This window comes from Curtobacterium sp. MCLR17_036 (assembly GCF_003234445.2).
GTDB lineage: Bacteria > Actinomycetota > Actinomycetes > Actinomycetales > Microbacteriaceae > Curtobacterium.
The window spans coordinates 3472964-3498963 of sequence record NZ_CP126269.1 but is presented as its reverse complement, the minus strand read 5'-3'; the positions used below and the strand labels follow the sequence as shown (position 1 = coordinate 3498963).

The 26000-nt window shown below is 73.3% G+C and carries 28 protein-coding genes; 18 read left to right on the top strand and 10 right to left on the bottom strand.

What is annotated here, in order from left to right:
- Positions 1–14: 14 nt before the first annotated feature.
- A complete protein-coding gene (locus DEI99_RS16525) occupies positions 15–1439 on the bottom strand; it encodes a DUF4832 domain-containing protein (protein WP_111040389.1) in 1425 nt (474 codons plus the stop codon).
- Between the two features lie 151 nt (positions 1440–1590).
- Between DEI99_RS16525 and DEI99_RS16520 the strand changes: the two genes are divergently transcribed.
- Entirely contained in the window at positions 1591–2367 is a 777-nt protein-coding gene (locus DEI99_RS16520) for a ThuA domain-containing protein (RefSeq protein WP_181434298.1), read from the top strand.
- Positions 2364–3521: a GAF domain-containing protein gene (locus tag DEI99_RS16515; RefSeq protein WP_111040388.1), complete on the top strand. Its 1158-nt coding sequence runs from the start codon at positions 2364–2366 to the stop codon at positions 3519–3521. The genes DEI99_RS16520 and DEI99_RS16515 overlap by 4 nt, the downstream gene beginning before the upstream one ends.
- A 42-nt stretch (positions 3522–3563) precedes the next feature.
- Here DEI99_RS16515 and DEI99_RS16510 read toward each other — a convergent pair whose 3' ends face one another.
- Positions 3564–4007, bottom strand: coding sequence for a hypothetical protein (locus DEI99_RS16510; protein ID WP_071297523.1), 444 nt, complete (start codon positions 4005–4007; stop codon positions 3564–3566).
- 225 nt (positions 4008–4232) lie between these two features.
- On the opposite strand from DEI99_RS16510, the gene DEI99_RS16505 reads away from it, so the two are divergent.
- The 6 genes from DEI99_RS16505 (at position 4233) to DEI99_RS16480 (ending at position 9409) form a co-directional block, all read left to right on the top strand.
- Positions 4233–4844 carry a DUF6197 family protein gene (locus DEI99_RS16505; protein ID WP_111040386.1) on the top strand — a complete coding sequence of 204 codons (612 nt, stop codon included), beginning with the start codon at positions 4233–4235 and terminating at the stop codon, positions 4842–4844.
- Entirely contained in the window at positions 4841–5533 is a 693-nt protein-coding gene (locus DEI99_RS16500) for a DinB family protein (RefSeq protein WP_111040385.1), read from the top strand. Before DEI99_RS16505 ends, DEI99_RS16500 begins: the two co-directional genes overlap by 4 nt.
- A gap of 208 nt (positions 5534–5741) precedes the next feature.
- Entirely contained in the window at positions 5742–6389 is a 648-nt protein-coding gene (locus DEI99_RS16495; protein WP_111040384.1) for an ABC transporter permease, read from the top strand.
- The gene (locus DEI99_RS16490) at positions 6376–7653 is read left to right on the top strand and encodes an ATP-binding cassette domain-containing protein (RefSeq protein WP_111040383.1); all 1278 of its coding nucleotides are present in this window, start codon (positions 6376–6378) and stop codon (positions 7651–7653) included. The genes DEI99_RS16495 and DEI99_RS16490 overlap by 14 nt, the downstream gene beginning before the upstream one ends.
- Positions 7650–8411, top strand: coding sequence for an ABC transporter permease (locus tag DEI99_RS16485; protein ID WP_111040382.1), 762 nt, complete (start codon positions 7650–7652; stop codon positions 8409–8411). The genes DEI99_RS16490 and DEI99_RS16485 overlap by 4 nt, the downstream gene beginning before the upstream one ends.
- Positions 8408–9409, top strand: coding sequence for a glycine betaine ABC transporter substrate-binding protein (locus DEI99_RS16480; protein ID WP_111040381.1), 1002 nt, complete (start codon positions 8408–8410; stop codon positions 9407–9409). Before DEI99_RS16485 ends, DEI99_RS16480 begins: the two co-directional genes overlap by 4 nt.
- A gap of 143 nt (positions 9410–9552) precedes the next feature.
- Here the strand turns inward: DEI99_RS16480 and DEI99_RS16475 are convergent, their stop codons facing one another.
- The gene (locus tag DEI99_RS16475; RefSeq protein WP_111040380.1) at positions 9553–10182 is read right to left on the bottom strand and encodes a TetR/AcrR family transcriptional regulator; all 630 of its coding nucleotides are present in this window, start codon (positions 10180–10182) and stop codon (positions 9553–9555) included.
- 61 nt (positions 10183–10243) lie between these two features.
- On the opposite strand from DEI99_RS16475, the gene DEI99_RS16470 reads away from it, so the two are divergent.
- Entirely contained in the window at positions 10244–10771 is a 528-nt protein-coding gene (locus tag DEI99_RS16470) for a GNAT family N-acetyltransferase (RefSeq protein WP_181434297.1), read from the top strand.
- A gap of 58 nt (positions 10772–10829) precedes the next feature.
- Here DEI99_RS16470 and DEI99_RS16465 read toward each other — a convergent pair whose 3' ends face one another.
- Entirely contained in the window at positions 10830–11117 is a 288-nt protein-coding gene (locus DEI99_RS16465; RefSeq protein ID WP_111040482.1) for a hypothetical protein, read from the bottom strand.
- Between the two features lie 104 nt (positions 11118–11221).
- On the opposite strand from DEI99_RS16465, the gene DEI99_RS16460 reads away from it, so the two are divergent.
- Genes DEI99_RS16460 through DEI99_RS16450 form a run of 3 tightly spaced genes read left to right on the top strand, consistent with a single transcriptional unit; the run spans position 11222 to position 13827 of the window.
- Complete coding sequence (locus DEI99_RS16460) at positions 11222–11893, top strand: hypothetical protein (RefSeq protein WP_111040378.1); 672 nt, start codon at positions 11222–11224, stop codon at positions 11891–11893.
- A 39-nt stretch (positions 11894–11932) separates the two neighbouring features.
- Positions 11933–13378 (top strand): phytoene desaturase family protein, encoded by a 1446-nt coding sequence (locus DEI99_RS16455; protein WP_071259182.1) that lies wholly within the window; start codon positions 11933–11935, stop codon positions 13376–13378.
- 5 nt (positions 13379–13383) lie between these two features.
- The gene (locus DEI99_RS16450; protein WP_111040377.1) at positions 13384–13827 is read left to right on the top strand and encodes an SRPBCC family protein; all 444 of its coding nucleotides are present in this window, start codon (positions 13384–13386) and stop codon (positions 13825–13827) included.
- A 76-nt stretch (positions 13828–13903) separates the two neighbouring features.
- On the opposite strand, the gene DEI99_RS16445 is transcribed toward DEI99_RS16450, so the two are convergent.
- Positions 13904–14722, bottom strand: a complete 819-nt coding sequence (locus DEI99_RS16445) for a shikimate 5-dehydrogenase (RefSeq protein WP_111040376.1) — start codon at positions 14720–14722, stop codon at positions 13904–13906.
- Between the two features lie 79 nt (positions 14723–14801).
- Here DEI99_RS16445 and DEI99_RS16440 point away from each other — a divergent pair, with 79 nt between their 5' ends.
- From DEI99_RS16440 to DEI99_RS16430, 3 genes are read left to right on the top strand one after another with little or no spacing between them, the layout of a single operon-like run.
- A complete protein-coding gene (locus tag DEI99_RS16440) occupies positions 14802–15728 on the top strand; it encodes an NADP-dependent oxidoreductase (RefSeq protein ID WP_258369130.1) in 927 nt (308 codons plus the stop codon).
- A gap of 14 nt (positions 15729–15742) precedes the next feature.
- Positions 15743–15937, top strand: a complete 195-nt coding sequence (locus DEI99_RS16435; RefSeq protein WP_071259202.1) for a PspC domain-containing protein — start codon at positions 15743–15745, stop codon at positions 15935–15937.
- 35 nt (positions 15938–15972) lie between these two features.
- The gene (locus DEI99_RS16430; RefSeq protein WP_111040480.1) at positions 15973–17370 is read left to right on the top strand and encodes an L-serine ammonia-lyase; all 1398 of its coding nucleotides are present in this window, start codon (positions 15973–15975) and stop codon (positions 17368–17370) included.
- Between the two features lie 5 nt (positions 17371–17375).
- Here DEI99_RS16430 and DEI99_RS16425 read toward each other — a convergent pair whose 3' ends face one another.
- From DEI99_RS16425 to DEI99_RS16405, 5 genes are read right to left on the bottom strand one after another with little or no spacing between them, the layout of a single operon-like run.
- Positions 17376–18212 carry a class II fructose-bisphosphate aldolase gene (locus DEI99_RS16425; RefSeq protein ID WP_111040375.1) on the bottom strand — a complete coding sequence of 279 codons (837 nt, stop codon included), beginning with the start codon at positions 18210–18212 and terminating at the stop codon, positions 17376–17378.
- Positions 18209–19207 (bottom strand): 1-phosphofructokinase family hexose kinase, encoded by a 999-nt coding sequence (locus DEI99_RS16420; protein ID WP_111040374.1) that lies wholly within the window; start codon positions 19205–19207, stop codon positions 18209–18211. The genes DEI99_RS16425 and DEI99_RS16420 overlap by 4 nt, the downstream gene beginning before the upstream one ends.
- Entirely contained in the window at positions 19204–20325 is a 1122-nt protein-coding gene (gene nagA / locus DEI99_RS16415) for an N-acetylglucosamine-6-phosphate deacetylase (RefSeq protein ID WP_111040373.1), read from the bottom strand. Before nagA ends, DEI99_RS16420 begins: the two co-directional genes overlap by 4 nt.
- On the bottom strand, positions 20322–21227 hold the full coding sequence (locus tag DEI99_RS16410) for an ROK family protein (protein ID WP_111040372.1): 906 nt from the start codon (positions 21225–21227) through the stop codon (positions 20322–20324). The genes nagA and DEI99_RS16410 overlap by 4 nt, the downstream gene beginning before the upstream one ends.
- Entirely contained in the window at positions 21227–22105 is an 879-nt protein-coding gene (locus DEI99_RS16405; RefSeq protein WP_111040371.1) for an SIS domain-containing protein, read from the bottom strand. Before DEI99_RS16405 ends, DEI99_RS16410 begins: the two co-directional genes overlap by 1 nt.
- A 126-nt stretch (positions 22106–22231) precedes the next feature.
- Here DEI99_RS16405 and DEI99_RS16400 point away from each other — a divergent pair, with 126 nt between their 5' ends.
- The 3 genes from DEI99_RS16400 to DEI99_RS16390 all read left to right on the top strand — a co-directional run bounded on the left by DEI99_RS16400 (position 22232) and on the right by DEI99_RS16390 (position 25998).
- Complete coding sequence (locus DEI99_RS16400; protein ID WP_071260337.1) at positions 22232–23020, top strand: DeoR/GlpR family DNA-binding transcription regulator; 789 nt, start codon at positions 22232–22234, stop codon at positions 23018–23020.
- A 378-nt stretch (positions 23021–23398) separates the two neighbouring features.
- Entirely contained in the window at positions 23399–24649 is a 1251-nt protein-coding gene (locus DEI99_RS16395) for a Gfo/Idh/MocA family protein (RefSeq protein ID WP_502867031.1), read from the top strand.
- A 23-nt stretch (positions 24650–24672) separates the two neighbouring features.
- Positions 24673–25998, top strand: a complete 1326-nt coding sequence (locus tag DEI99_RS16390) for an ABC transporter substrate-binding protein (RefSeq protein WP_111041624.1) — start codon at positions 24673–24675, stop codon at positions 25996–25998.
- Positions 25999–26000: the final 2 nt, after the last annotated feature.

The window sequence follows — 26000 nt, the reverse complement described above, 5'->3', positions numbered from 1 at the left end:
CTGGGGAACCGGCGTCAGCGCCGGACGGTGACCGTCTGCCCGAGCCGGTTCACACCGGTGCGGGCGTCCCACGTGCCGACGTTCGCGGTGCGGATGGCGAACGCCGGGTCGTCGGCGATCGTCCGTTCGGGTGCCGGCAGGGCCAGCGCGACGTGCCAGGTGCCCCGCGGGACCCCGCGCAGCGACGCGGAGACGGTCACGGACCGCCCGGGCTGCCAGTCGCGGGCGTCGGCGCGGGTCGGCACGGTCACGGTGCGACGGCCGTCGGTCAGGACGAGGTCGACCGGACGCGTGTTGTACGGCGCCGCCCAGCCGTCGTTCCGCACGGTGACGGACACCGCGGCGGAGCGCCCGGACGTGACGGTGCTCGAGGTCATCGTGAACCGGTAGCCGAGCTTCTTCGCGGCGTCGCGCATGCCCTCGGCGCCCCAGGTCGCGAGGACGTCCCGGTTGTAGTCGAGGTTGAGGTAGCTGTAGTGGTACCGGGCCATCTCGGCCGACGCCGACGGGTACTCCGAGCGCGGAGCGTTCACGGCGCAGGTCTCCCCGCCGACGGGGACGTACCGCGACTCGGCGGCCAGGTAGTCCTGGTCGAGCGACAGCGGGTCGCTCAGGAACGTGCCGAAGTCGTCGGGGGACGCCAGGAAGCAGTCGTTGTGGTGCCCGATCCGTGCCGCTGCCGACCCGTCGTGCGCCTGCGCGGGGGTGAGCGCCCCGGCGGTGCCGGACGGCGTGCGCAGGGCGTCCTGCTTCATCTGCATCGTGCGGACCTGGATCGAACGCGAGGACGGCAGCGCCCGGAGCTCGGCGCGGACCACCTGACGACGCGCGGCCTCGTCCGCCTCGGTCAGGACGCCCGGGTTCGCCGGGTCGCTGGCGAAGTGGTCCGTGTAGTAGCCCTCGCCCCAGAGGCCGATGAAGCCCTGCTGCAGGGTCGGGATGACGTCGGCGTTCCGGCGGAGCGTCGGGGTGAGCTGCTCGATGTGGGCGAGCACGGTCGGCAGGTCGGCGTCGCCGTACGGTGCCGTGTACGGGTAGTCGCCGCCCTGCACGTACGCGAACCGGGTGATGACCCCGATGCCGGCGTCCCGCGCGGTGTCGTAGTCGTGCTGCACGAGCCGGAGCCAGGCACGGCTCAGGTGCCGCTGGTCGACGAAGGCCTCCATGTAGAAGACGCGGACGATCTGCGTCACGCCCTCGTCGCGGTACCCGGCCAGGGTGGTCGCGTCGAGCGGCGTGTACCCGGAGCCGTCGGCGCGGTAGTGGGTCTCGGTGGTGTGGTCGAACCCGCGGGACGGGTTCGCGATGACCGCGTCGCTCGCCGTGTACCGCACGGTCGAGGTGGACGCGTGACCACCGGGCGAGGCCGCCGCGGTGGTCGGGACGGCGAGAGCGATCACGGTCGCGGCGGCGACGGTGAGGATGGTGCGGTGCAGCATCGAGCGGACCCCTGTCCTCGGCGCTGGCGGTCGTCCGGCGCCCCTGGCACCGCCGCTCTGCGCGTTCGTGCTCACAAGGTAGGCGAAACGATCAGGAAACGCCAGGGTCGATCACCGGACCGTGGACGACGGTGTCCAGTAGCGTGGCGGCATGTCGACGCCGACCGAACCCCGTGACCTGCACATCGTCGTCTGGAACGAGAACGTGCACGAGACCCGCGGTGACGCGACGGTCGTCGAGCACTACCCGCACGGCATCCACACCGTCGTCGCCGACGGCCTGCGCGAGCACCTGCCGCACGCCGACGTCTCGACCGCGACCCTGCAGGAGCCCGACCACGGCATCACCGCCGAGCGCCTCGCCGCCACCGACGTGCTGTTCTGGTGGGGGCACGTCGCCCACGACGAGGTGAGCGACGCCGTGGTCGACCTGGTCGTCGACGCGGTGCACGCGGGCATGGGCCTCGTCGTGCTGCACTCGGGCCACTACTCCAAGCCGTTCAAGCGCCTGATGGGCACGACCTGCTCGCTGAAGTGGCGCAACGACGGCGAGCGCGAACTCGTCTGGACGATCGCGCCCGAGCACCCGATCGCCGCGGGCGTCCCGCACCCGATCGTCATCGACCGCCAGGAGATGTACGGCGAGTACTTCGACGTCCCCCGTCCCGACGAAGAGGTCTTCCTGTCGACGTTCGCCGGCGGCGAGGTCTTCCGTTCCGGTGTCGCGTACCGACGCGGCCTCGGCCGGGTGTTCTACTTCTCGCCCGGCGACCAGGAGTACCCGGTGTACCACCACCCGGACATCCGTCGGGTGCTGTCGAACGCCGCACGGTGGGCGGCCCCCGTGTCCGGGCGTCGCGAACTCACCGCCGACCCCCACCCGCGGGACTGGTTCCTGACGGACGGTGCGGGTAGACAGGGGGCATGACCGACCTGGAGTCCGCAGCGCGCCGAGCCGCCGTCGTCGAGGCGCTCGGCGTCCTCGGCAGCGGTCCGGAGGAACGCTTCGACCGGATCACGCGGATGACGCAGGAGGCCTTCGGCGTGCCGCTGAGCTTCCTCAACCTGGTCCACGACGGACTCGTCACCGCACAGTCCACCCAGGGCTGGAACCAGGGGCAGAGCGTCCCGGCCGAGTGGGTGTTCTGCGCGACGACGGTGCTCACGCCCGAACCGCTCGTCGTGCCGGACACCGTCCTCGACGAGCGGTTCCGCCACATGCCCGCCGTCACGGACGAGGGCATCCGCTTCTACGCGGGCGCGCCCCTGTCCATGCTCGACGGCACCCGGGTCGGCACCCTCTGCATCATGGACGCGGCCCCGCGGACGTTCTCCGACGAGGACCTCGCCCTGCTCCGCGACCTCGCCCGGTGGGCGGAACGCGAGCTCGGCCAGGCGATCGACCGCGGCCGGGTGCGTCGGGTGCTCGACGGGCTCGTGCCGGAGCCGGTCGTCGTGCCCGGCCACGACCTGGCCACCCTGGTGACGCAGCGCGAGGACGGCGGCGGCGACGTGGCCGACTGGCGCCTTGCCGCCGACGACGTCCTGCACGTCACGGTCGGACGCGTCGCCGCCCCGGGACGCGCCGCCGGGCTGCTCGCAGCCGCGGTGCGCGGTGCCGCGGTCGCCCGCACGGACACCGCCCTGTCCGACGCGGTCGCCGGACTGGAGGCACAGGTCACCCCCGACCTGTCGACCGGCGGTGCCGTCGGCTCGCTCTTCCACCTGCGGCTCGACACGACGTCGGGTCACGCCGACTTCGCGGACGCCGGGCACGGTCTCGCGGTGCTCGTCCGCGCCGACGGCAGCAGCCGGGTGCTGCACTCGCTCGACCTGCCGATGGGCCTGCAGCCCGACGCCGTCCCGCGGTCGTCCGGGGCGCTCGACCTCGGTCCCGGCGACCGGCTCGCGATCTGCACGCCCGGTGTCCTCGGACTCGACGGCATCGGCCACCTGGACGCCCTCGCCGACCTCGTCCGGTCCGCGCCGGACGGTACCGCGGTCGTCGACCACGTCCGTGCCCTGCTGCCCGCCGGCGAACCGGCGCACGACGTCACGCTCGTGGTCCTCACCCGGCGCTGACGCCGAGGCCGACGGGACGGTACTGCACCCGTCGCGCGACGCTCAGCGGCGCGGCGGGAGCTCCCGCCCCCGCGGGGCGCCCGTCAGCGAGACCACGAGCAGCGTCGCGAGCGCGGCCAGCCCGGACAACCAGACGCCGAGCCCGGCGAGCTGCCAGTAGGCGCTGCCGACGCGCTGCGGCTGGGTGATCGCCTCGGGCCACCACGGGTCGACGAGCGGGAACGACCCCGGGAACGGGTCGAGCCCGAACACGACGAGACCGCCGAGCAGCATCACGACACCGACCGCCGCCGTCGCACCGCGACCCCGCCGGAGCAGGGCGACGACGAGTGCGGCCGCCATCCCGGCGATCCCGACGACGGCGAGCAGGAACGCGAGCACGACGACCGTCTGCGGGGCGAGCGCCACCCAGTCGAGCACCGCGATCGGCAGCAGCAGCCACCGCCCGGTCCGGGCCCAGCGCGCGGGGTTCCGCCATCCGTCCATGCGGGAACCGTAGGGCACCAGGCCGAACGCGTCCCGAGCGCCCAGCGACGCGGGTCCCCCCAGGGTCACACCCGCGTCACCGCTCCTTCGAGGATACGCAGGGACCACGGCCCCGCACCGGCCCCAGTTCGCGGGCGACGGGCACCGACGAAGTGCTGGACGGCTGCCTCTCCGCGGGGCTATCGTCTCCTCACCATCCGTGCACAGCCGATCGGAGGGGCCACCATGAGCCTCGAGTTCCGCGTCCAGCACGACGTCGCCACCGACGCCTCTCCCGCCCCCACCCGACCCGTCCGCACCGGTCTCCGCGGTGTCCTCGACCGCTGGGGCGACCGCCGTGCCGCGGCACGCGCCCGCCGGGTCGACGACCGCATCCGCGAGCTCGGTGAGCTCGGCCACCTGCTCTCCGAGGCGCGTGGCGTCGTCGAGCGCGGCTGGATCCAGCACGCCTGGTTCACCTACGTCGACGAACGCGGCCGGACCCGCACCGCGACCAGCGCCGCCGCGCTCGACGTGCAGGGCCGTCCGCTCGTCGGCGCCTGCCTGGTCGGGGCCGTCGTGTCCGCCGCCGGCGGGCCGCACGCCGTGCACTCCCCGCGGGTGCAGCACGCGCTCGACCTCGTCTGGCACGCGCTCGCGGCGGACGAGGGCACCCCGGTCCTGTGGTGCCCGGCGCCCGACGTCCGGATGGGCCGCGTGCGGGACCTGACGAGCTGGAACGACGCGTCCACGCGGACCTCGACCGACGTGGCGGGGCTCCTGCTCACCGCGGAACGCGTGGCCGTGCAGGAGTCGACGCGCCTGCGCGACGGACAGGTGGCACGATCGAGGGCATGAGCAGCGCCGACGCCGTCCCCGAGGTCCACCCCGCCACGGCCGACGGGCCGGCGTCGAGCGGCAACGCGGCGCTGTCGGACGAGGGCTCGACGCCGCACCCCGACGCCGCGGCCGTCAAGCAGACGCTGCACCGCTACCTGCAGAAGCACCGCGCCGCCCTGCTCGCGAAGCTCGACGGCCTGGCCGAGCGGCAGGCGCGGTGGCCGGTGACGCCGACCGGCACGAACGTGCTCGGCCTGGTGAAGCACGTCGCGGGGGTGCAGGCCGGGTACTTCGGCGCGGTCTTCGGGCGGCCGCTGCCGGACGCCCCTGCGTGGCTCGACGCCACCGACGGCTCGGACATGTACGCCGCGGCCGACGAGACCCTCGACGACGTCGTCGCCTTCCACCACCGCAGCGCAGCGCACGCCGACGCGACCATCGACGCGCTCGACCTCGACGCCCGCGGCACGGTCCCGTGGTGGCCCGAGGAGCACCGCGAGGTCACGCTGCACCGGATCCTCGTGCACATGGCGTACGAGACCGCCCGGCACGCGGGGCACGCGGACATCGTGCGCGAGATGCTCGACGGCCTGGCCGGCGACGGGGACGGCAACCTGGCCGAGAAGACGACCGAGGAGTGGGCCGCCTGGCGCGACCACCTCGCCGACATCGCCGAGCGCGCCGGCCTCCGCGAGCTGCACGCGTAGCCGACGCCGCCTCACGATCGTTACCGTTCTCCCAGGGTGACGCCGACCCACCCCTCCTGACCGGGGGTTCCTGTCTGGGTGATCGTGCAGGATCCGCGCGGATCCGCCGATCCCGGTTGTACAAGCGCCTGCTCGGCTGCGTAGCCTCGGCCGGGTTCGTGCCCCGATCCGTGGGCAGTTCGGCCGACCGGAAGGGGAGCACCCACCCGTGTTCCAGTACGTCGTGGAGCGATGGAGCCAGATCTGGTTCTCGTCGTGGCAGCACTTCTCACTGGTGGTCCAGTGCACGGTGCTCGCCACGGTCATCGCCGTGGTGCTCGCCACACTCGTCTACCGCAGCCCCCGGCTGACCGGGATCGCGAACGGGGTGTCGGCCATCGGCCTGACCCTGCCGTCGTTCGCCGTCATCGGTCTGCTCATCGTGCCGCTCGGCTTCGGCGTCCTGCCGTCGGTCGTCACCGTGGTGTTCTTCGCCGCCCTGCCGATCCTGCGCAACGCGGTCGTCGGGCTCGCCGAGATCCCGCCGACGGTCGTCGAGTCGGCACGGGGGATCGGCATGAGCCGGTTCCGCACGCTCGTGCAGGTCGAACTGCCGATGGCGTGGCCGATCATCCTGAGCGGCGTCCGCGTGTCCGCGCAGATGGTGATGGGCATCGCCGCGATCGCCGCCTACGCGCTCGGCCCCGGGCTCGGCGGCTTCATCTTCTCCGGACTCTCGCGCCTCGGCGGCGCGAACGCCCTGTACTCCGTGGTCGTCGGGGTGGTCGGCGTCGTCCTGATCGCCTTCGTCCTCGACCTGCTCCTCATCGGCCTCGGCCGCCTGACCATCTCGAGAGGTATCCGTGTCCAGCACTGACTCCGCCACCACCACCGCACCCGACGGCGACGTCACCGGCCGCAGCATCCTGCTCGACGAGGTCACGAAGCGCTACCCGGGCCAGCAGAAGCCCGCGGTCGACGGCATCACGCTCGAGATCCCGGCCGGCAAGATCGTCATGCTCGTCGGCCCGTCCGGCTGCGGCAAGACGACGACCCTCAAGATGATCAACCGGCTCATCGAGCCGACCGAGGGGCGCATCGTCGTCGGCGACGACGACGTCACCGGCATCGACGGCGACGAACTCCGTCGCCGCATGGGCTACGTGATCCAGGCCGGCGGCCTGTTCCCGCACATGACGGTCGCGGCGAACATCGCGATCGTGCCGAAGATGCTCGGCTGGTCGAAGGAGAAGATCGCCGCGCGCGTCGACGAACTCCTCGACCTCGTCTCGCTCGACCCGGACACGTACCGCGACCGGTTCCCCCGCGAGCTCTCCGGCGGCCAGCAGCAGCGCGTCGGCGTGGCCCGTGCGCTCGCCGCCGACCCGCCCGTCCTGCTCATGGACGAGCCCTTCGGCGCGGTCGACCCGATCACCCGCCAGCGCCTGCAGGACGAGCTGCTCCGCATCCAGGAAGAGCTGCACAAGACGATCGTCATCGTCAGCCACGACTTCGACGAGGCCGTGAAGCTCGGCGACTGGATCGTCATCTTCACCGAGGGCGCGCACATCGTGCAGTACGACACCCCGGAGCGGATCCTGGCCGAGCCGGCGAACGAGTTCGTCGAGAACTTCATCGGTTCCGGCGCCGGGCTCAAGCAGCTCACGCTGAACCGCGTGCGCGACGTCGAGGTCGTCCCCGCCGTCACCTGCTCGCCCGGGGAAGAGGCCAAGGCGGTCCTGCAGCGCATGCAGGAGGCCGGTGGCCACGGGCACGCGGTGGTCGTGGACCGCCGTCAGCGCCCGATCGGGTGGCCGTCCCGCCGCCAGCTCGAGCGCCTGGAGCGCATCCCCGAGGGCATCGACCCCGACCTGCCGATCGTCGGCGAAGCCTCGACGCTCAACGACGCCCTCGACACCATGCTCGTCTCGAGCGCCGGCGCCGCCCTGGTCACCGGCCGGGGCGAGGCGTTCCGCGGCGTGATCACCGTCGAGGTCGTCATGGACGCCATCACGCGCTCCCGCGCCGAGGCGGCCGAGAACCAGCAGTACGCGCCGGTCGGCACGAACACGAACCCGATCGAGACCCTGCCGTCGGCGCCGGCCGCGCCGACGGTGGCCGCCTCCGGGGAGGACCTGTGAGCGCGGTCGCCGCCGGCCCCGCGACCGGGGCGAGCACGTCCTGGAAGGGCCTGCTCGTCCAGCCGATCGCGATCCTCGTCGTGCTCGCGGCCTTCGTGGTCTGGCTCACCACGGCCGACCTCACGGCGACGGAGCGCGGCACGCTCAACCCGGCGAGCATCCTCGACCTGACCGGTCAGCACCTCGTGCTGACGCTGCAGGCGACCGTCCTGGTCCTCGTCATCGGGATCCCGCTCGGGATCGTGCTGACCCGCGGTCCGCTCCGCCGGATCAGCCCGGCGGTCATCGCGGTCGCGAACTTCGGCCAGGCCGCGCCGGCCGTCGGCCTCATCGTGCTGCTCGCCGCCTGGCTCGGCCTGAACTCGTGGTCCGCCGTCGTGGCGCTCGTCGTGTACGCGATCCTGCCGGTGCTGCGGAACACCATGATCGGCGTGCAGAGCGTCGACACGCGGCTCGTCGAGGCCGGGCGGGGCATGGGCATGAGCGCGTTCAGCGTGCTCGTGAAGGTCGAGCTGCCACTCGCCGTGCCCGTCATGCTCTCCGGCATCCGCACCGCGCTCGTCCTGCTCGTCGGCACCGCGAGCCTGGCGACGTTCGTCGGAGCGGGCGGCCTCGGCCTCCTCATCACCACCGGCGTGACGCTGTTCCTGCCGAAGGTGCTCGTCTCCGGGGCGCTGCTCGTGGCACTCCTCGCGCTCACCATCGACTGGCTCGGCCGCGTGGTCGAGACCGTCGCACGACCGAAGGGCCTCCGATGAACCGCCGTACCCGTCGCGGTGCCGCCGTCCTGCTCGCCGGGACCACCGCGCTCGTCCTCACCGGCTGCGGGCTCCAGCCCGCGACGTCGTTCGTGCCCGCCGCGGACCCCGGTTCGATCGAGCGCATCGACGACCTGCCCGAGGGCGCTCACCTCACGGTCACGTCGAAGAACTTCACCGAGCAGCTCGTGCTCGGCAAGATCGCCGTGCTCGCCGCGAAGGCCGCCGGGTTCGACGTCACCGACGAGACGAACGTGCCGGGCAGCGTCGCGGTCCGCGAGCTGATGACGTCGCACGCCGCCGACTTCACGTACGAGTACACCGGCACCGCCTGGCTGACCTTCATGGGCCACGCCGAGGGGATCCCGGACAAGACCGAGCAGTGGACGGCGGTCAAGGACGAGGACGCCGGCAACGGGCTGACCTGGCTCGAGCCGGCACCGATGAACAACACGTACGCGTTCGCGGTGCGCGACGAGGCCGTCGAGGAGCTCGGGAACATCGAGACGCTCTCCGACATCACCGAGCTGCCGGTCGACCAGCGGACGTTCTGCGTCGAGTCGGAGTTCAACTCGCGTGCCGACGGCTTCAAGCCGATGCTCGAGAAGTACGGCCTGGAGCTCGGTGGCTCGGGCGACAACGGGATCCCGAGCAGCAACGTCAGCATCCTCGACACCGGCACGGTCTACACCGCGACCGACCGCGGCAAGTGCAACTTCGGCGAGGTCTTCACCACCGACGGCCGCATCAAGTCGCTCGGCCTGACGGTGCTCGAGGACGACGAGGGGTTCTTCCCGGCGTACAACGTCGCGCCCGTCATCGACTCGGAGACGCTGCAGGAGTACCCGCAGCTCGAGGGGATCTACGACCAGATCTCGCCGAAGCTCACCGACGCGGTGCTCCAGGAGCTCAACCGTCAGGTCGACGTCGAGGGCCGCGAGCCGGCCGACGTCGCCTTCGACTGGATGGTCGACGAGGGCTTCATCGCGGAGCCCTGACGCGCGCAGCGCGTCGCGCGCTCGCATCGTGAGCAGGAACGGTCGGGTCCCCGTGCGGCACCCGACCGTTCCTGCTCACCACCCGGCGGACGGGAGGCCCGTGGCGGCGCCGCGACGGGCCTCCCGTCCGGCCGGTGGTCGCGTCAGCCGGCCGCGATCCGGGCAGCCGTGTCGCGGATCGAGGCGACCACCGCGGCCCGGACGTCGTCCGGGTCGGAGCCCTCGTGCCGGGCGGAGCTCCGCAGGCCCGTCATGCACATGCCGAGGAGCATCTCAGCCGCCTGCGGGGTCGCCGCCTCGGGTCCCCAGGCCGGGTCCCGCTCGAGGACCGCGCGCACCGCACCGGTCATCGCCTCGGCGACCGCCGTCATCCGGGCGACCTGGCGGTGCATGAGCTGGGGGAAGCGCACGATGACCTCCTTGCGGGCGGTCCGCTCGTGCTCGTCACCGAACGAGTCGCCGAAGACCAGGAACGCCAGGTCGACGACGGCCTGCGCAGCGGGCTCCCCCGCCACCGCCGTCAGGTGCGCGTCGAGCGTCTCGGGTGCCAGGTCGAGCTCGGTGTGCCCGAGGACCGCGTCCTCCTTGCTCGCGAAGTAGTTGAAGAACGTGCGCGGCGAGACGTCCGCCCGCGCGGCGATCTGCTCGATGGTGGTCCGGTCGACGTCCTGCTCGAGTGCGAGGGACCGCGCGGCCTCGGCGATGCGGCGGCGGGTCGCCCGCCGCTTGCGGTCGCGCAGGCCCGGCTCGGACGAGGACGCGGAGTCGTGCATGGCCCGACTGTAACGGGACCGCCCGCGACGGTGACCGCCGGGTGTGCATAGTGTCGGACCGGTGACGGCTTTCGGACGCGACCTGGGCGGCGGCGCCACGCTGACCCTGCGCGACCTGACGACCGTCGACCCGGTGCTCGAGCTCGTGCTGGCGAACCTGGACCGGCTCCGGGCGGCCGAGCCCTGGGCGTGGGGGCCGCAGACCCGCGAGCGCTCGGCCCTGCAGACCGAACAGCTGCTCGCGCAGTTCGCGATGGACCGGGCGCTGCCGTGCGTCATCCGACAGGACGACCGCATCGTCGGTGCGGCCTCGCTCGCGTTCGACCCGTACCTCGGGCAGGCATCGCTCGGCTACTGGGTCGACGCTGCCGCCGAGGGCCGGGGACTCGTGCGCCGCGCCGCGACCGTCCTGGTCGACGTCGCGCGGGTCCGGGGGGTCGCCCGGCTCGAGATCCGCACGGCCGTCGACAACGCGCGGAGCCGGGGGCTGGCCGAACGGCTCGGCTTCACCCATGAGGGGACCCTGCGCCGCGCGCTGCCGCTCGGCCCGGAGCGGGTCGACGTCGCCGTGCACGGCCTGCTCCTCTGACCGGGGCGCGGCACCGTGGTGGTCTCGGTGGTCTCGGTGGTCTCGGTGGTCCCGGTGGTCAGCGGCCCTGGGTCAGGCCGTGCCAGGCGGCGACCGCCCCGCCCGCCACCAGGAACACGCCCACCAGGACCCAGACGGCCAGTGCGACGAGGTTGAGCAGGATGCCCCAGCCGGCGCGACCGCGGGCGTACGGCTCGCGGCCGCGCGACGCGATGCCGAGGCAGAGCCCGACCACGGGGGCGACGAAGGTCCAGCCCGCCAGCAGCGAGCAGATCCCGAGGACGAGGCTCGCGGTGCCGAGGCCGGTGCCGAGGCCGGTGCGGAGGGACTGCGTGGAGGTGACCATGCCGTCCACGCTACGAGCGGCCGCACCCGGGCGTCGTCCGTCCACGGCGTGACCCCGGGTCCTCCCTCGGACGGACGGACGTGTTCCGCCGGTATCGTCGGAGCATGGCCTTGTTCGGACGACGCAACCACGACGTGCGCGATCGACCCGTCAGCCAGGTCGAGCTGAAGCGGGCCGTCGACGAGGGCTTCCTCATCGCGAAGGCCGCCGTCACGATCGCCGTGGGGAACCGCATCATCACCAACGCCCTGCGCGACCAGGGCTACTTCGACCACGCGCTCATCGCCGAGGCCGCGCGCGAGGAACTCCACCGGATGGCCGAGGAACAGCGCGGCGACGCCGCCCGCATGCGCGCGATCCGACAGACGTCGAGCAAGACGAAGGGCCGGTCGCGGCACCAGCACGACTACCGCCGGGGCGACGACCTGAAGCTCCGCACGCGCGAGGCGACCTACGAACAGCTCGCGACGATGCTCGACCGGCGTCGCGACGACCAGCACTTCGTCGACGGCATCGTCCTCGCCGCCCGCGCCCGTGCCTGGGACGACATCGGCACCACGGTGGTCGGGCGGCTCGGCTGGGCGCAACGCCCGGCGGACGACTACGAGATCGGCCGCGACGACCGGCTGCGGCAGATGCTCGACGAGGACTTCGCCGCGCTCGTCGCCGAGCACCCGATCGGCCCGGGCACGCCGGTCGACGTGGACGAGCCCGACGACGCCGACGGCGACGAGGACGGCTCGGACCCCGCCGACGCGGACGTCGCGCGACCCTGAACCGCACCACGTGCCGCCCCGGGTCCTAGGCTCGGACCCATGGTTGATGCGGTGGTCGTCGGGGCAGGACCGAACGGACTCGCGGCGGCGGTGACCCTGGCTCGGGCCGGGTTGTCCGTCGAGGTCGTCGAGCGGAACGACACGATCGGCGGCGGCGCCCGCACGGCGGAGCTCACGCTGCCCGGGTTCCTGCACGACGTCTGCTCCGCGGTGCACCCGATGGCGCTGCAGTCCGAGTTCTTCCGGCTGTTCCGGATGGAGGACCGCATCGAGCTCCGCCTGCCCGAGGTGCAGTACGGCCACCCGCTCGACGGCGGCCGCGCGGGGATCGCGTACCGGGACATCGACCGCACGGCGGACGGGCTCGGCGTCGACGGCGCCGCCTTCCGGCACCTGATGGGGCCGCTCGCCCGGAACGCCGACCAGGTCGCCGACTTCGCGACCGACGCGCTCCTGCACGTGCCCCGCCACCCGCTCACCGTCGCGCGCTTCGGACTCCGGGCGCTCGAGCAGGGCACCGCCGCCTGGAACGTGCGGTTCCGCGGGGACGCGGCACCCGCGATGGTCTCCGGCGTCGCGGCACACTCCATCCAGCACCTGCCGTCGCTGTCCACCGCGGCGGCGGCGCTGTCGCTCGGCTCGTACGCGCACGCTCGCGGCTGGCCGGTGCCGATCGGCGGCAGCCAGGCGATCGTCGACGCGCTCGCCGCGGACCTCGTCGCGCACGGCGGCCGCATCGTCACCGGGCACGAGGTCCGGACGCTCGGCGACCTCACCCCGGCGAAGGCGGTGCTGTTCGACACGAGCGTGCCGGGCATGCTCCGGATCGCGGGCAAGCAGATCCCGACGCCGAAGCGCGGGGCGCTGCGTCGCTTCCGGTTCGGCAACGCGGCGGCGAAGGTCGACTTCGCGCTGTCCGACGCCGTGCCGTGGACGAACGAGGACCTGCGCCGTGCCGGCACCGTGCACATCGGCGGCACCCGCCAGGAGATCGCCGCCGCCGAGCACGCGGTGGCGCACGGACGGCACGCCGAGCGTCCGTACGTGCTCGGTGCGGAACCGACCGTCGTCGACCCGAGCCGCGCTCCGAGGGGGAAGCACGTCTTCTGGGCCTACGCGCACGTCCCGGCCGGCTCCGACGTCGACCCGACCGAGGTGGTCACGCGGCAGATCGAGCGCTTCGCCCCGGGGTTCCGCGACACGATCCTGTCGTCGAGCGCCCGCACCGCGGTGCAGATGGGCGAGTACAACCCGAACTACGTCGGCGGCGACATCGCCGCCGGGGCCGCGAGCTTCTGGCAGCTCGTCAAGCGGCCGGTCCTGTCCAGCGACCCGTGGCGGATGGGCGGCGGCATGTACCTGTGCTCGGAGGCCTCCGCCCCGGGCCCCGGCGTGCACGGCATGGCCGGCTGGCACGCCGCCAAGAGCGCCCTCCGGCACACCTTCGGGCTGCCGGCCGACGTCGACCTCACACCGGAAGGCTGATCACCATGGCGAAGAACGTCCGCATCTTCCACTGCGCGCCCGAGGCCGTCTTCGACGTGCTCCGCGACGGCTGGCTCTACCCGACGTGGGTGGTCGGCGCCTCGCGGATGCGCGGCGAGGACCGCGGGTGGCCGGCGGTGGGCACCCGGATCCACCACTCCTTCGGCATCTGGCCGTTCGTCATCAACGACACGACGACGGTCCTGGAGTACGACGAGCCGCGACGGCTCGTCATCCAGGCCCGCGGCTGGCCGGTCGGCGAGGCCCGCGTCGAGGTCGAGGTCGAACCGCACCCCCGCGGCTGCCGCGTCACCCTGCGGGAGAACCCCGTCGAGGGACCCGGATCGCTCGTTCCGGGGTTCATCGCGCAGCCGGGCATCTGGTTCCGCAACCGCGAGAGCATCCGCCGGCTCAGCTGGGTCGCGGCCGGGCGCGCGGTGAACGCCTGAGACGTCCCCACGGGACGGACGGGAGGCGCGGTGCCAGCTGGCAGCGCGCCTCCCGTCCGTCTCGTTGCCGACCCGACTACTCGGCGCGCGAGAAGGCGCTGGCGCGCGCCACCTGGTCGTCCGTCAGGGCGACGCCCGTGTAGCGCTCGAACTGGCGGGCCGCCTGCAGGGCGATGACCTCGGCGCCCGTGATGACGTGCCTGCCGGCGTCGCGTCCGGCGCGCACGAGCGGTGTCTCCGAGGGGAACGCGACCACGTCGAAGACGGTGTGCGCGGCCTCGATCCGCTCCCGGGCGAAGGCGAGCGCGTCCTGCTGGTCGCCGCGCATGCCGAGCGGGGTGACGTTGACGACGACGTCGGTCTCCCCCGCCTCGCGCTCCTCGGCGACCCACTCGTAGCCGTACTGCGCCGCGAGCGCCGGACCGGTCCGCTCGTTGCGCGCGACGACCGTCAGCCGGTCGAAGCCGGCACCCCGGAACGCCGCCGTGACCGCCTTCGCCATGCCGCCGGAGCCGCGGAGCAGCACGCGCGACCCGGGATCGACCCCGTGGGACGCGAGCAGGGCGGCGACGGCCTCGTAGTCGGTGTTCGACGCCGTGAGCACGCCGTCGTCGTTCACGACCGTGTTGACCGACCGGATCGCCGCGGCGGAGTCCTCGAGGTGGTCGACGAGCGGGATGATCGCCTCCTTGAAGGGCATCGACACCGAACACCCGCGGATCCCGAGCGCACGGATGCCGGCGACGGCACCGGGCAGGTCGGTCGTGGTGAACGCCTTGTACAGGAAGTCGAGCCCCAGCTCGTCGTACAGGAAGTTGTGGAACCGGGTGCCGATGTTGCTCGGCCGGGCGGCGAGCGACATGCAGACCTGCATGTCCTTGTGGAGGATGGGCATGCCGTCAGTCTCCCATGTGCACGCCGATGGAGCGATCCAAACGGACCGGGCCCGGCGCTCCGGGGTAGCGTCGGTGCGGATGACCGAGATCCCGGAGACCATGCGCGCTGTCCGCTTCGACGAGTGGGGCGACCGATCGGTCCTGCACGTCGCCGAGGTGCCCGTTCCCGAGGTGGCTCCCGGGCGGGTGCTCGTCCGTGTCCGTGCCGCCGGGATCAACCCCGGTGAGTCGGCGATCCGCCAGGGTGCCTTCGGCGGTGACCTGCCGTCCGGGCAGGGCACCGACTTCGCCGGCATCGTCGTCTCGGTCGGCGCCGAGGTCGACGGTGTCGACGAGGGCGAGGAGGTCCTCGGGTGGTCGTGGGACCGCGCCGGCCAGGCGGAGTACGTCGCCGTGCCCGCCGTGCAGGTGGTGCAGAAGCCGCGCCTGCTCGACTGGGCGGTCGCCGGCGGCCTCGACGTCGTCGCCACCACCGCGGCCGCTGCGGTCCGCGCCGTCGACCCGCGTCCCGGTGAGACCGTCGTCGTGTCCGGCGCGGCCGGCGGCGTCGGCGGGTTCGTCACGCAGCTGCTCACGAACGAGGGCATCGACGTCATCGCGATCGCGTCCGAGGCCAACCACGACTGGCTCCGGTCGAAGCGGGCGCGCCCCGTGGCGTACGGCGACGGTCTGCAGGAGCGGATCACCGAACTCGCGACCAACGGGGTCGACGCCGTGATCGACACGTTCGGCCCGGAGTACGTGCACCTCGGCATCGCGTTGGGCGTCCCCGCCGAGCGCATCGAGACGGTCATCGCCTTCGAGGCGGCGGCCGAGGTCGGGGCACGGACCGCCGGCAGCGCCGACACCGCCGACCCGGAGATCCTCGGGGCACTCGCCCTGCAGGTCGCCGACGGCTCGATCGAGGTCCCCGTCGCGGCCACGTTCCCGCTCGAGCGCGTGCAGGACGCCTACGAACAGCTCGAGCAGCGGCACACCCGCGGGAAGATCGTCCTGGTGCCCTGAGTACCGTGGGCCGCATGAGCACTCTCTCCCGCCCCCGCCGGGGCCGCGTCCTCGCCGGTGTCTGCGCCGGACTCGCCGACCGCTTCGGGCTGTCCCGCACGCTCGTCCGGATCGGCTGGGTCGTCCTCAGCCTGTTCCCCGGGCCGCTCTGGATCGCCTACGTGGTCCTGTGGGCCGTGATGCCGTCCGAGGGCCGCCCCAGCCGCTGAGCACCGCCCCGTCCGGACGGGTTAGTGTGTCGGGCGTGCCGGTCTCCGTCTTCGATCTGTTCAGCGTCGGTGTCGGCCCCTCGAGCTCGCACACCGTCGGGCCGATGCGGGCCGGGGCCGAGTTCGCCGCCCTCGTCGCCGGGATGCCCGTCGCGACGATCGCCGTCGACCTGTACGGCTCGCTCGCCTCGACCGGGCAGGGCCACGGCACGCTCGGCGCCGTCGTCGCCGGCCTGATGGGCTCGCACCCCGAGACCGTCGACCCGGACGCGATGACCGCCGCGCTCGCCGCGGTCGACCGCGACGGCGAACTGCCGCTCGACGGCGGGGCACGGGTGCCGTTCCGGCTCGCCGACATCGTGCTGCACCCGCTGACCATGCTGCCGCGGCACCCGAACGCGATGCGGCTCCGCGCGCGGGACGCGGCGGGCACCGACCTGGCCGACGAGACCTACTACTCGATCGGCGGCGGGTTCATCGCGCGCGACGACGAGGCCGAGCCCGCGGCCGACACGCCGGCAGCGGTCGCCGGTGTCGCGATCCCGGTCGGCGACGCCGTGCCGTTCCCGTTCTCGAGCGGCGCCGAGCTGCTCGCGGCCTGCACCGGTTCCGGACTCCCGATCAGCGGTGTCGCGATGGCGAACGAGTCCGTCACCCGCAGCGAGGCCGACGTCCGCTCCGGGCTGCTCGGCATCCACGCCGTGATGGAGTCCTGCGTCGAGCGTTCCGTGCGCCGCACCGGACTCCTGCCCGGCGGCCTGACCGTGCGCCGTCGCGCGGCCACCTGGCACGAGCAGCTCACCCGCGAGGACCCGGACCACGACCCGCTGTTCGCGATGGAGTGGGTGAACCTCGTCGCCATGGCGGTCAACGAGGAGAACGCCACCGGCGGCCGGGTCGTCACGGCGCCGACGAACGGTGCCGCGGGCATCATCCCCGCGGTCCTGTACTACGCGTTGACCTACGTGCCCGCGGTCACGCCGGCGGACCGCGACGACGCGGTGGTCCGCTTCCTGCTCACGGCGGGGGCGATCGGGTCGATCTACAAGGAGCGCGCGTCGATCTCCGGTGCCGAGGTCGGCTGCCAGGGCGAGGTCGGGTCGGCGGCGTCGATGGCCGCCGCCGGGCTCGCCGAGGTCCTCGGCGGCACGCCCGAGCAGGTCGAGAACGCCGCCGAGATCGCCATGGAGCACAACCTCGGCCTGACCTGCGACCCGATCGGTGGCCTCGTGCAGATCCCCTGCATCGAGCGGAACGCGATCGCGGCGAACAAGGCGATCAACGCCGCCCGGATGGCCCTGCGCGGTGACGGCGTGCACCACGTCTCGCTCGACCAGGTCGTCGAGACGATGCGCCAGACCGGTGCGGACATGTCCACGAAGTACAAGGAGACCGCGATGGGCGGTCTGGCGGTCAACGTCCCGCTCTGCTGACCGGGTCAGCCGTGCAGCAGGGTGAGCAGTCGTGCCGTCTCGGCGGCGATCGCCTCACGGCCGGCGGACACGTACCCGCGCGGGTCCACGAGGTCCGGGCGCTCGTCGAGGACGCCCCGGAGCGCACGGGTGAACAGTCCGTTGAGGTGCGTCGAGATGTTGATCTTCGTCATGCCGGCGTGCACGGCGCCGCGGAGCTCGTCGTCCGACAGGCCGGAGGACCCGTGCAGCACGAGCGGCACCGGCACGGTCTCGCGCAGCCGCTCGACCAGGTCGCGGTCGACCGAGGCCTCGCGGGTCTGCATCGCGTGCGAGGTGCCCACGGCGACGGCGAGGGCGTCCACGTCGGTGTCGGCGACGAAGGTGGCGGCGTCGGTCGGGTCGGTGCGGACGCCCGGGGCGTGCACGCCGTCCTTGCCGCCGACCTCGCCGAGTTCGGCCTCGATCGCGACGCCCGCCGCGTGGCACCGGGCCGCGAGGTCGCGGGTGGCGGCGACGTTCGCCGCGAAGTCGAGGTGTGACCCGTCGTACATGACCGAGTCGACACCGAGGTCGATGCCGGCGGCGACGAGTTCCGGGTCCTCGATGTGGTCCAGGTGCACGAGCACGTCGACGTCGGCGGCGCGGGCGATGGCCTGCGTCGCCGCCGTGATCGGGGCGAGGCCGCCGTGGTAGCGGACGCAGTTCTCGCTGATCTGCAGCACGACGGGCAGACCGGCGCGCTCGGCCCCGGTGACGATGGCCTCGGCGTGCTCGAGCAGCACCACGTTGAAGGCACCGACGCCGCGGCGGGCGGTGCGGGCGGTGTCGAGCAGCCCGGTCAGGGCCAGGTCGGTGATCATGCGGGGGTCCTCGTTCGGTCGGGGTCGGCGTGGTCGTGGTCGGGATGCAGGAACCGGGCGACGTCGGCGGGGTCGACCTCGCCGGCCACCGGGCGCAGGACCGCGGCGGCACCGTGCGCCGCGGCGGAGCGGAGCGCGTGGAGCAGCACGGCGTCGTCGAGCACCGCGGTGCTGCCCGGACCGCCGTCGGCCGCGCGGTCGGGGGCACCGTCGAGCGCACCGACGAGCGCACCGACGAGTCCGGCGGTCGCGGCGTCGCCGGCACCCGTCGGGTTGCCGCTGACCCCGGGGACCGCCGGCACGTCGAGCACGCGGTCGGCGGTGTGGGCAGCGATGCCGTCCGATCCGCGCGAGACGACGACGACCGTCGCGCCGCGCTCGAGCAGGAGCCGCGCACCGGAGCGCTCGTCGTCGGCGCCGGTGGCGTCGAGCAGCTCCTCGCGGTTCGGCTTGCACACGGTCGCCCCGGCCGACGCGGCGGCGAGGAGCGCATCGCCCGAGCAGTCGACGACGCTCGGCACGCCGTGGTGTCGCGCAGCCGCCACCCACCGGGCGACGACGCCCGGGTCGGTCGCCCGCGGCAGCGAGCCGGACACGACCAGCGCGTCGGCACCGGGCAGCAGTGCCGTGACGGCAGCGGTGACGGCGTCCCACTCGTCCGCCCCGAGTTCCGGGCCGGGTTCGCCGAGCATCGTCGGGTGGGCGAGGTCGTCGACGACGGTGACCGTCGTGCGGGTCTCGCCGCCGATCCCGACGTCGGTGTGGGCGAGGCCGAGGGCGTCGAGCGCCTCGGCGATCCACCGCCCGCCGGTCCCGCCGAGCGGCAGGACCGCGTGCGTGGCGGTGCCGGTGGCGTCGAGCACCCGACCGACGTTCAGGCCCTTGCCGCCCGGCCGCCGGGCGACGTCGAGGACGCGCTGGGTCTCGCCGATGCGCTGTTCCGCGACGCGGTAGGTGACGTCGACGGCGGGGTTCGGGGTGACGACGACGATCACGCGGCCACCGCCCTCGGCAGGGGCCGCACCGTGCCCGCGTGCGGGTCGAGCACGAGGAGCTCGGCCGGGGCCCCGACGGTCAGGGGTGCCGGACGGCCGAGCAGGTGGGCGGCGCGTGCGGACGACGCGGCGACGACCTCGGGCAGCGGGACACCGGCGGTGAGCAGGGTCCGTGCGGCGTCGGCCACGGTGATCGTGCTGCCGGCGAGCGACGAGCCGTCGGCGGTCATCGCGATGCCGCCCCGGACCGACACGGCCGACCCGGCGACGGTGTGGTCGCCGTCGGGGCAGCCGGTCGCGGACATCGCGTCGGAGACGAGCACGGTGCGACCCGGAGCGGTGCGCTGCACGAGCGCGACCGTCAGCGGGTCGAGGTGGTGGCCGTCGACGATGCACTCGAGCAGCACGCGGTCGTCCGTGAGCGCCGCACCGACCGGGCCGGGGGCGCGGTGGTGCAGCGGTGGCATGCCGTTGAACAGGTGCGTGACGAGCGAGGCCCCGGCGTCGACCGCCCGGCGGGTCTGCTCGGCGGTCGCGTCGGTGTGGCCGATCGCCACGACGACCCCGGCGTCGACGAGTCGGGCGACGACGTCGAGTGCGCCGGGGAGCTCCGGTGCGAGCGTCACGATCCGGAGCGCGTCGCCCGCGGCGGCGAGGAAGGCGTCGACCTCGGCAGCGTCCGGTGCGTGCAGCAGGTCGGCGCGGTGCGCACCGCGCCGGGACGGGGCGAGCCACGGCCCCTCGAGGTGGATGCCGGCGAGCGTGCCGTCTGCCACGAGCGGGCGGAGCCGGGCCAGGGCGGCGACGGTGTCGTCGGGGCGGCCGGTGGCGACGGACGCGACGAGCGTCGTCGTGCCCCGGGAACGGTGGTGGTCGGCGGCGGCACGGGCCTGGTCGGCGGTGCAGGACGCGAAGTCGTGGCCGCGGGCGCCGTGGGCGTGCAGGTCGACGAGGCCGGGGACCACGGCGCCGTCGGTCACGGTGACCACGTCGTCGGTGTCGGGCGGGGTGCCGACCCCGGTGGCGCGCACGGTGTCGGTGTCGTCGATGACGAGCCAGGCGTCGCGGAGGTCATCGGTCGCGGTCACGACACGGGGGGCGCGGATGAGCGTCGTCACACGAGGACCCGTCCGTCGAGGGCACGGCGGGCGAGCAGGCCGGCGCCGATCGCCCCGGCGGCGTCGCCGTGCCGGGCCGGCACGACGGCGGGAACCCGGACCCCGACGAGCCGATCGGCCAGGGCCGTGCGCAGCGGGTCGAGGAGCAGCGGACCGGACTCGGCAAGTCCCCCGCCCACGACGACGGTGTGGCAGCCGGCGACCGCGGTGGTCCAGGCCAGGGCGTCGGCGAGGACGGCGACGCACTCGTGCCAGACGGCGGTCGCCACGGGATCGCCGTCCCGCACCCGGAGCATCGCCGCGTGGGCGGACGGGGCGCCGGACCGGCGGGCGACGGCCCCGGCCGAGGCGATCTCCTCGACCCGGAGCCCGGCGTGCGGCCCGGTCGGGATCCGCACCTGGCCGATCTCCCCCGCCCAGCCGCCACCGGACACCACGGCGCCGTCGACGACGAGCGTGCTCGCGAGGCCGGTGCCGACGGGCACGAACGACACCGAACCGGTCGCCAGGGCCGGTCCGCCGGCGGCGACCTCGGCCAGGGCACCGGCACGGACGTCCTGGCCGAAGGCGACGGGGACGTCGATGCCCCGTGCGAGCAGGGCCGCGCGGACCCGCTCACGGGCGGGGACGTCGCGCCAGCCGAGGTTGACGGCGAGCACGACGGTGCCGCTCGGCTCGTCGACGACGCCGGGGGTGACGAGCCCGACCGCGGCCAGCGGGCCGTGCTCGGTCGCACGCACCGCCAGGTCGGCCACGGCGGCGGCGAGTGCCGTGCCGTCCGGGTCGTCACGCGGTGTCGGGACCCGGTGGTCGTCGAGGACGCGCCCGTCGGCGTCGGTGAGCCGCGCCTTCACGCCCGTGCCGCCGACGTCGACCCCGAGCACCGCGCCTGCGGCCGCCATCAGGTGAGGATGACCGACCGCGTGAGCGACCGGGGGTTGTCGGGGTCGAGTCCGCGGCGCTCGGCCAGGGCCACGGCGAACCGGTGCACGACGACGAGCCCGGCCAACGGGTCGAGGTCGTGCTGCACGAGGCGGGCGCCGGTGGCGGCGACCTCGTCGGCCAGCCCGTCGGGCGTCGGGCCGAGCGACCAGACGAGGCGGCCGGGCTGGGCGATGGCGATGGGCCCGTGCCGGTAGTCCATCGCCGGGTACGACTCGGCCCAGAACTGTGCGGCCTCGCGCGTCTTGAGCGCTGCCTCGGCGGTCAGGCCGACCGCGGCTCCGCGACCGAGGAAGGTGACCTGTTCGGCGTCGAGCAGGTCGTCGATCGGGACGGACAGGGCGGTCTCGGCCTGGGCGGCGAGGGCGTCGACGTCGTCGCCGAGCGAGGCGCGGAGGAGCGCGAGCGTCGTGGTCGCGAAGCGGGTCTGCACGACGGAGCGTTCGTCGGCGAAGGGCAGCGCGACGACGTCGTCGGCCGCGGCCGCTGCGGGGCTGTCCGGCACGGCCGTGACGAGCACGGTGCGTCGGGACGGCAGTGCGCGGAGCAGGTCGACGACCTCGGTCGTCGTGCCGGAGCGGCTGATGGCGAGCACCCGGTCGTAATCGCGCGACGCCGGGTACTCGGAGCCGGCGAAGGCGTCGGTCACGCCGAGGCCGGCCTGCTCGCGGGCGACGGCGTAGGACATCGCGACGAACCAGCTCGTACCGCAGCCGACGACGGCGACGCGTTCGCCGGGCTGGGGGAGTGCGTCGGCGACCGTCGGCAGGAGTGCGGCGGCGGCACGCCAGGTCTCCGGCTGGGACGCCAGCTCGGCGCTCACGAAGGTGTCGGTCATGGGAGCCTTCCGTTCCGGTCGCGGTGATCGATGTCCCGAATCGTAGCGAGCGATCGTGCGCGGCGGAAGACGAACGCGTCATTTCCGATCACGGGAGCGTCGGACCGACGCCGTAGGATGACCGTCATGACCCCCCAACAGCGGCTGAACGCCCTGCTCGAACTCGTGAGCGAGCGCGGCAACGTCTCGATCGCCGAGATCGGCGAGCTGCTCGGGATCTCGCCCGCGACCGCGCGGCGCGACCTCACGACGCTGGCCGACCAGCGGCTCGTGACCCGCACCCACGGCGGGGCGGCGGCGCTCGGCGCCGGCTACGAACTGCCGCTGCAGTACAAGATCGCCCGGCAGGCCGAGGCGAAGACGGCGATCGCCCGCGCGACCGCCCGTCTGGTGCAGCCCGGCGAGACCGTGGGGCTGAACGGGGGGACGACCACGACCGAGGTCGCTCGCGAGCTCGGCAAGAGCGAACGCTTCATCCGAGCCGACGGCGAGTTCGGCATCACCATCGTGACGAACGCCCTGAACGTCGGGTACGAGCTCTCCGTCCGGGCGAACGTCAAGATCGTCGTCACCGGCGGGGTGGCGCGCCGCCAGTCCTACGAGCTCGTCGGCCCGCTCGTCCGCGACACCCTCGACGAGTTCGCGCTCGACCTCGTGGTGCTCGGGGTCGACGGCCTGACCGGGCAGTACGGTGCCACGACCATGCACGAGGGCGAGGCCGAGGTGAGTCGGCACTTCGCCGCCGTCGGGCGCCGGGTCGTCGTGGTGGCCGACTCGACCAAGATCGAGCGGTCGACCTTCGCGCGGATCTGCCCGCTCGACCGGATCGACGTGCTCGTCACCGACCAGCCCGTCCCGGCGGCCTTCGCCGCGGACCTCGCCGCCGCCGGGGTGGAGCTCATCGTCGCGGACTGAGCACCCGACCGCAGCACCCGACCGCAGCGAACGACCGCAGCACCCCACCTCCGCCACGAGCGGCCACCCGCACGGGCGACCGCCCCCGACCAGCCCGCGCCCCGCTCCCGACCAGCCCCGCACACCGACCCGCGCACCGATCCGCACGCCCGACCCGCGGAGCGCCCCGCGCCCGACGTGTCGTCCCCGGACGGCGACGGCCGCGACGGACGCGAGCCGTGCCTCCAGGCCGCCGCGTCGGCACGGTCCGCCCGCGGACGTTACCGGCATGTAAAACCATCGCATCTCGCCCCATGAGCGTTCCGTGAGCGCCTATTGTGCATCCATGATCGATTCGGCATCATGGACGTCACAATCACGCAAGGGAGCGAGATGAGCATGCGCGCTGACGACGGGACCCTCCGGGTCGCGGTGATCGGGATGGGACAGCGGTCCGCCATCGCGGGGCACGTGGCCGAGGCCAGTGCCGCGGACCCGGCGCTGCGCGCCGAGGTCGTCGCGGTGGCCGACGTCACCGAGGCGGGCCGCGAGCGCGGCCGGGCCGAGTACCCCGGGGCCACCGTGGTGGAGCACCACCGTGACCTCACCGGGGTGGTGGACGCGGCGATCGTCACGACGCCCGACTGGACGCACGCCGAGATCGCGATCGACCTGCTGCGCGCCGGCATCGCGGTCTACCTCGAGAAGCCCCTGGCCATCACGGTCGAGGACGCCGACGCGGTCCTCGACACCGCCGCCGAGACCGGCACGCCGCTCTACGTCGGGCACAACTTCCGGCACGCGGCGGTCGTCCGGCTCATGCGCCAGGTGATCGAGCGCGGCGAGATCGGCGAGGTGAAGGCCGTCTGGGTCCGTCACTTCGTCGGCAACGGCGGCGACTACTACTTCAAGGACTGGCACGCGGACCGCGCGAAGGTGAACTCGCTGCTCCTGCAGAAGGCGAGCCACGACCTCGACGTCATCCACGCCCTCGGTGGCGGCGACACCGCCCGCGTCGTCGGCATGGGGTCCCTGTCGGTCTACGGCGACGTGACCGACCGGCGCGACCGCAGCGGCGAGCTGATGGGGGACTGGTTCTCGTTCGACAACTGGCCGCCGCTCGCCCAGACCGGCCTCAACCCCGTCGTCGACGTCGAGGACGTCTCGATGGTCATGATGACGCTCGACAACGGTGTGCAGGCGAGCTACGAGCAGTGCCACTTCACCCCGGACTACTGGCGGAACTACACCGTCATCGGGACCGAGGGGCGGCTCGAGAACATCGGCGACACCGGCGGCGGCGTCGTCAAGGTGTGGACGCACCGCCGCGGGTGGGACACCGCGGGGGACCGCGAGTACCCGATCGACGGTGTCGAGGACGGCCACGCCGACGCCGACCTGCTCACCATGACCGAGTTCCTGCGGTCCGTCGCGCTCGGCGAACCCGCGCAGCTCTCGCCGATCGCGGCCCGCGCCGCGGTCGCCGCCGGTGCGCTGGCGACCCGGTCGCTGCGCAACGGCTCGGTCCCGATCGACGTCCCGCCCCTGGCGGCCGCGACGATCGCCCACTTCGCGGCGCCCGTCCACCCCGCGCACACGCACCCCTCCGACACCGACCCCTCCCACCCCTCCCAGACCGTCACCTCCTGACGGCCGTGCGAAAGGACCTCCCGATGACCGCACACATCCCCGCCCGAGGAACCGGCGTGCGCCGCGTCCTCCTCGGCGCCGTCGCCGCGCTCGGTGCGGCCGCACTCCTCGCCGGGTGCTCCTCGTCGTCCGGGGCCTCCGGCTCCGGCGGCGACTACGCCGCCCCGGCGAAGGACACGAAGGCGAACCTGACGTACGCCGTCTGGGACGAGAACCAGGTCGACGCGATCAAGGCGAACCTGAAGGGCTTCAACGAGGAGTACCCCGACATCAAGGTCAGCGTCGACGTCACGCCGTACGCCAACTACTTCACGAAGCTGCAGACCCAGGGCTCGAGCAACACGCTGCCCGACCTGTTCTGGATGAACGGCCCGAACTTCCAGCTCTACGCGGCCAACGGCAAGCTCGCCCCGATCACCGGCGAGGTCAAGGCGGGCGACATCGACCCGTCGAAGTACTCGAGCGCGCTCAACGACCTGTACACCTACGACGACACCCAGTACGGCGTCCCGAAGGACTTCGACACCATCGGTGTCTGGGTGAACAAGTCGCTGTTCGAGCAGGCCGGCATGGACCTGCCCGACGAGGACTGGACCTGGGACGACTTCCAGCAGACCGCGGCCGAGCTCCGCGAGAAGCTCGAGGGCAAGGGCGTCTACGGCGCCGCCGCCGGCATGGACGGCCAGACGACGTACTACAACACCATCTTCCAGGCCGGGGGATCGGTGCTGAACGCCGACGGCACGAAGTCCGAGTACGCGTCGAAGGCCTCTGAGGAAGGCCTGCAGTTCTGGACCGACCTGATCGACTCCGGTGCCTCGCCGTCCATCAAGCAGCTCACCGACACCACCGCCGACCAGTGGTTCACCTCGGGCAAGCTCGCGATGTACCAGGGCGGCAGCTGGTTCCGGTCCGCGCTGACCGGCACCGACCTCGAGAAGGACGTCGTCGTCTACCCGCTGCCCACGGGCAAGAAGCAGGCGACCGTCATCCACGGGGTCTCGAACGTCGTCGCCGAGGGCAGCAAGGACAAGGCCGCCGCGCAGGCGCTCCAGGTGTACCTGGCCAGCAAGGACGCCCAGCAGCAGCAGGGTGACATGGGTGCGATCATCCCCGCTTACGAGGGCACGCAGGACGCCTTCACGAAGACGATGCCCGACGCCGACCTGCAGGTCTTCCTCGACGCGGTCGACTACGCCGAGCCCCTGCCCGTCTCGAAGAACACCGCAGCGTGGAACACCCTCGAGACGAACATGCTGCCGGGCGCGTTCGACGGCTCGACACCGGTCGACGACGTCGCCGAGCAGCTGGCGCAGAAGATGGACGCCGCGCTCGCCAAGGAGCAGTGAGT

Excerpts from the sequence above, each read along its gene's own strand:
- DEI99_RS16520 (WP_181434298.1), top strand. The coding sequence starts at position 1,591 with ATGTCGACGCCGACCGAACCCCGTGACCTGCACATCGTCGTCTGGAAC.
- DEI99_RS16405 (WP_111040371.1), bottom strand. The coding sequence starts at position 22,105 with ATGACCGACACCTTCGTGAGCGCCGAGCTGGCGTCCCAGCCGGAGACC.
- DEI99_RS16445 (WP_111040376.1), bottom strand. The coding sequence starts at position 14,722 with ATGCCCATCCTCCACAAGGACATGCAGGTCTGCATGTCGCTCGCCGCC.
- DEI99_RS16460 (WP_111040378.1), top strand. The coding sequence starts at position 11,222 with ATGGCCTTGTTCGGACGACGCAACCACGACGTGCGCGATCGACCCGTC.
- DEI99_RS16475 (WP_111040380.1), bottom strand. The coding sequence starts at position 10,182 with ATGCACGACTCCGCGTCCTCGTCCGAGCCGGGCCTGCGCGACCGCAAG.
- DEI99_RS16510 (WP_071297523.1), bottom strand. The coding sequence starts at position 4,007 with ATGGACGGATGGCGGAACCCCGCGCGCTGGGCCCGGACCGGGCGGTGG.
- DEI99_RS16390 (WP_111041624.1), top strand. The coding sequence starts at position 24,673 with ATGACCGCACACATCCCCGCCCGAGGAACCGGCGTGCGCCGCGTCCTC.
- DEI99_RS16435 (WP_071259202.1), top strand. The coding sequence starts at position 15,743 with ATGAGCACTCTCTCCCGCCCCCGCCGGGGCCGCGTCCTCGCCGGTGTC.
- DEI99_RS16525 (WP_111040389.1), bottom strand. The coding sequence starts at position 1,439 with ATGCTGCACCGCACCATCCTCACCGTCGCCGCCGCGACCGTGATCGCT.
- DEI99_RS16515 (WP_111040388.1), top strand. The coding sequence starts at position 2,364 with ATGACCGACCTGGAGTCCGCAGCGCGCCGAGCCGCCGTCGTCGAGGCG.
- DEI99_RS16400 (WP_071260337.1), top strand. The coding sequence starts at position 22,232 with ATGACCCCCCAACAGCGGCTGAACGCCCTGCTCGAACTCGTGAGCGAG.
- DEI99_RS16500 (WP_111040385.1), top strand. The coding sequence starts at position 4,841 with ATGAGCAGCGCCGACGCCGTCCCCGAGGTCCACCCCGCCACGGCCGAC.
- DEI99_RS16480 (WP_111040381.1), top strand. The coding sequence starts at position 8,408 with ATGAACCGCCGTACCCGTCGCGGTGCCGCCGTCCTGCTCGCCGGGACC.
- DEI99_RS16465 (WP_111040482.1), bottom strand. The coding sequence starts at position 11,117 with ATGGTCACCTCCACGCAGTCCCTCCGCACCGGCCTCGGCACCGGCCTC.
- DEI99_RS16410 (WP_111040372.1), bottom strand. The coding sequence starts at position 21,227 with ATGGCGGCCGCAGGCGCGGTGCTCGGGGTCGACGTCGGCGGCACGGGC.
- DEI99_RS16425 (WP_111040375.1), bottom strand. The coding sequence starts at position 18,212 with ATGATCACCGACCTGGCCCTGACCGGGCTGCTCGACACCGCCCGCACC.
- DEI99_RS16440 (WP_258369130.1), top strand. The coding sequence starts at position 14,802 with ATGACCGAGATCCCGGAGACCATGCGCGCTGTCCGCTTCGACGAGTGG.
- DEI99_RS16450 (WP_111040377.1), top strand. The coding sequence starts at position 13,384 with ATGGCGAAGAACGTCCGCATCTTCCACTGCGCGCCCGAGGCCGTCTTC.
- DEI99_RS16395 (WP_502867031.1), top strand. The coding sequence starts at position 23,399 with ATGCGCGCTGACGACGGGACCCTCCGGGTCGCGGTGATCGGGATGGGA.
- DEI99_RS16505 (WP_111040386.1), top strand. The coding sequence starts at position 4,233 with ATGAGCCTCGAGTTCCGCGTCCAGCACGACGTCGCCACCGACGCCTCT.
- DEI99_RS16455 (WP_071259182.1), top strand. The coding sequence starts at position 11,933 with ATGGTTGATGCGGTGGTCGTCGGGGCAGGACCGAACGGACTCGCGGCG.